Here is a 3,453-nt window from a genome sequence, read left to right as displayed (position 1 = left end):
CCCTGTCCCGCCACCGGCGCGCGGTGGGACAGGGGCACCCTTGTGCTGGTCGGTCAGGGCTGCGCCGTGAGCGTGAAGCTCTGCGCGGACGAGCCGTCGCAGGTGCGCTGGGTGAGCTGCACGCTGTTCGTCGCGGCGCTCGCCGCCGTCAGGCACTTGCCGCTGTGCCGGGCGCTGAAGTGGTAGCGCCCGGTGCTCTCCTTGACGGGCAGCCATTGCTGGTTCTGGCCGCCCCCGTAACTCCACAGCTGCAGTGGCGCGTTGTCGGCGGTCGAGACGCCGGTCACGTCGATGACCTGCTGCGGGTTGCCTCGGATGCCGGCCTGCCGGTAGCCGCTGTCGGTGGAGCGGAACTGGAACTGCTGTGCCTGGGTGCCGTTGCAGGCGTACTGCTGGATCGCGGTCCCGTTCGCCGTGGCGGCCGCGCGCGCGTCCACGCACGTGCCGTTGCCGGAGTTGGTCAGCGAGTACCAGGCGGTCTCGGAGATCGAATCCGTCGGCGGGGTCGTGTTGTCGGCCCCGCCGAGCCACTTCAGGCCGTCCAGCACGAACCGGTTCTGCGTCTCACTCGCGAAGGTCGACGACAGACGGGTGTTGGTCGAGTAGTCCATCGCGTTGTGACCGAAGTTCGCGTACAGCATCTTGTACTTGGTGTTGGTCCACAGAATCGGGTAGTAGCCGCTGTACCAGCTCTGGTTGGGATCCGAGCCCAGCGGGAAGCTGCTGGGGTCGACGGACGCCAGGATCTTGATGTCCGGGTTCTGCCGCAGGTCGTTGGACCAGCTGTACCACTCGCTGACCGCCGAGGTGAAGGTGGCGGGCAGGTTCTTGGTGGCCGGGTGCGTACGGTCCTCGACCTTGAGGACCGCCGTGGTCGGGCCCCAGGTGTTCGACTGGAAGTTCCCGCTGCCGAGGAACTGGTTGTGATACCACGGCCAGTCCGACGCACTGGTGGTGAAGGCCGAGACGTGGAAGCCCATCCAGGCACCGCCGTTGCGCATGTACTGCTCGAAGCCGGTGCGTTGGGCCGACGTCTGCGGCATGTCGTCCAGGAACAGCACGACCTGATAGGCGTTGACGCCGCCGTTGCTGAGCAGGTCCCAGTTGGTGCTGGCGGTGTAGGTGAAGCCGTTGGCCGCGGCCTGCCGGGGGAACCAGTCGTTCGCTTCCTTGTCGAAGTCGATGTGCGCCGCGTCCCAGGTGCCGCTGTAGAGCGCCAGTACCTTGAACGGGGTCGCCGTCGTGCTCGCCTGCGCGGCGGGCGGCGCTGCCACGGCGAGCAGCGTCGCCAGCAGCAGCACGACCCGCAGGACCGCACGTGTCGGTCCGGATCTGGTGGTGTGCATCGGTTGATCGGTCCCCTCTGAGCGGGTCACGGGTAGCTGACGAGGTTGGCGACGTTCGTGGCGGAGTTGGACGGGCCGCCCCGGTCGTTGACGACATGCCGGATCGTGCCCGTGCCGCCGAGGGAGACCGTCACCATGTCCTTGAACTTCACATTCGCGTTGTTCGGCGCCTCGATGGCGTGCTCGGCGGCGACGGACGAGTTGACGTTGAAGTAGCAGTAGCTGCCGAATCCGTACACCTGGTGACTCGTCACCGAGTTCGCCACCTTGTAGGCGGCATAGCCCTGTGTGGAGCCGTTCATCCAGGCGGCCTGGTTGGGCGGATCGTACGGCATCTCGTTCTGGTAGAAGTACGTGCGGCCGCCGTTGCCGTTCCAGAGGGTCTGGTACTTCTGGTAGTGCTCGACGAACAGGCCGTACATCGTCACGTCGTCGCCGTTGACGACGAGGCCGGTGTCGGCGGTGTTGCTGGTCCATCCCACACCGCTGCCGTGGTCGGCGCGCCACAGCCACAGGTGGTCGCCGATGACGTCGTCACTGTTGATGGTCAGGCTGGTGGTGGCCCTTCCGACGCCCGCGCCGCCGATGCGGAAGAAGACGTCGTGCAGGGAACTGGGATCGGCGCTGTGGTCGGCGGAGGAGCTGCTCGGTCCCATCTCCATGAGCTGGGCGGAGTTGGTGGTCCCGGCGTCGATCAGCAGACCCGCGAGCTGGATCCCGTCCACGTCCGCGACGGTCATCGCCGTGATGCCGTTGTCGGGGATGAGCGTGGCCAGACCGAGGCCCAGGACGACGGTGTCGGGCCGGGTCACCTTCAGTGTCTGGTCGAGGTGATAGACCCCGGGCGTCACCAGCAGGTTCTTGCCCTGGGCGAGTGCGTCGTTCATCTGGGCGGCCGTCGCGCCCGGCTTCACGATGAAGAAGTCGGAGAGGGGCAGGGACGCGCCCGCCGGGGTACCCGCGCTCCACGTGGTGCCGCTGGAGTTGGTGCGTGCGGAGGGCACGAACACCTTCCAGGCGCCCGCGGAGTCGACGTAGAGGAAGGGCTTCTCACGGGTGACCGGCGCCTGGGCGACCGTGGTGTAGGGCGGGTTGGGGAAGCTGTTGGCCGGGGCGTTCTTGGAGCCGACGAAGACCATGTTCCAGTTGGAGCCGGTCCAGCTGCCCCACTCGGTGTTCCGCGACAGCCACTGCTGCTGCGAGCCCGAGTTCACCTGGCCGTCGATCTTCGTGTCGGCCATGTAGCCGCCGCTGGACCAACCGCCGTCGTCCAGGGCGAGGTTGCCGCGCAGATGCATCCGCCGGTACGGAGCAGCCTGCGACACCGCCCAGCGGTCCGAGCCGCCCGTCGGGGTCACCGACAGGTTCTCCGCCGACCGCCAGAAGTTCTGGGTGGCGTTGCCCTGGAACCAGTCGGCCTCGGCGTGCACCGCGCCCCGGATGTTGACGTCGTCGGGGGAGAGACCGAGGCCGGCGACCTGCGTGTAGAAGCCGACGTTGGCGTTGGCGTCGTAGGTGCCCGGCTTGAAGAGGAAGGCCTTGCGGGCGGTGCCGAACTGGTTGGTCTCCTGTTGCGAGAACGCCGAGTTGAGGCTGCTCTGGATCGTGGCGGCGGGCGTCGACGGATCGAAGACGGTGACGTTCGGGCCGAGGTCCGGGGTTCCTGGCGGCGGTGTCGCGTCGACGGGATTGACGAAGAACGACTGGGCCGCGGTGCCGTTGCACGTGTACTGCTGGAGCTGCACGCTGTCCGCGGTGGACGCGCTGGGCACGTCCAGGCACTTGCCGCTGTTGCGGTTGACGAAGTGGTAGGAGCCGCCGGAGTCCGCCACGGCCTGCCACTGCTGATTGTTGCCGCCGCTGTACGTCCACAGCTGGACCAGCGCGCTGTCCGCCGTCGAGACATCGGTGACGTCCCACGCCTTGGTGGCGTCGGCGCGGTTGTCGACCTGGGAGAAACCGCCGGACGTGGCCGCGATCTGCCACTGCTGGGCCTGGCTGCTGTTGCACGCGTACTGCTGGACCGCGGTGCCGTTAGCCGTCGCGGCGGCGCGCGGGACGGGGCCCTTGCCGGTGGCCGCGAAGAAGAGCGTGGCGCAGCCGGACG

The 3,453-nt window shown here is 67.9% G+C and carries 2 protein-coding genes; both read right to left on the bottom strand.

The window, feature by feature from the left end; genetic code table 11:
* Nucleotides 1–53 precede the first annotated feature (53 nt).
* Nucleotides 54–1,346, bottom strand: coding sequence for an RICIN domain-containing protein (locus ABZV34_RS37735; RefSeq protein ID WP_356287290.1), 1,293 nt, complete (start codon nt 1,344–1,346; stop codon nt 54–56).
* 26 nt (nt 1,347–1,372) lie between these two features.
* Nucleotides 1,373–3,453, bottom strand: a 2,081-nt coding sequence (locus tag ABZV34_RS37730) for an RICIN domain-containing protein (protein ID WP_356287287.1), incomplete at its 5' end; no start/stop codon positions are given.

Source organism: Streptomyces sp. NPDC005195, from assembly GCF_040608315.1.
Lineage (GTDB): Bacteria > Actinomycetota > Actinomycetes > Streptomycetales > Streptomycetaceae > Streptomyces > Streptomyces kaempferi.
Note: the sequence above shows the minus strand (reverse complement) of the source record. Positions and strands in the feature narration are given on the sequence as shown.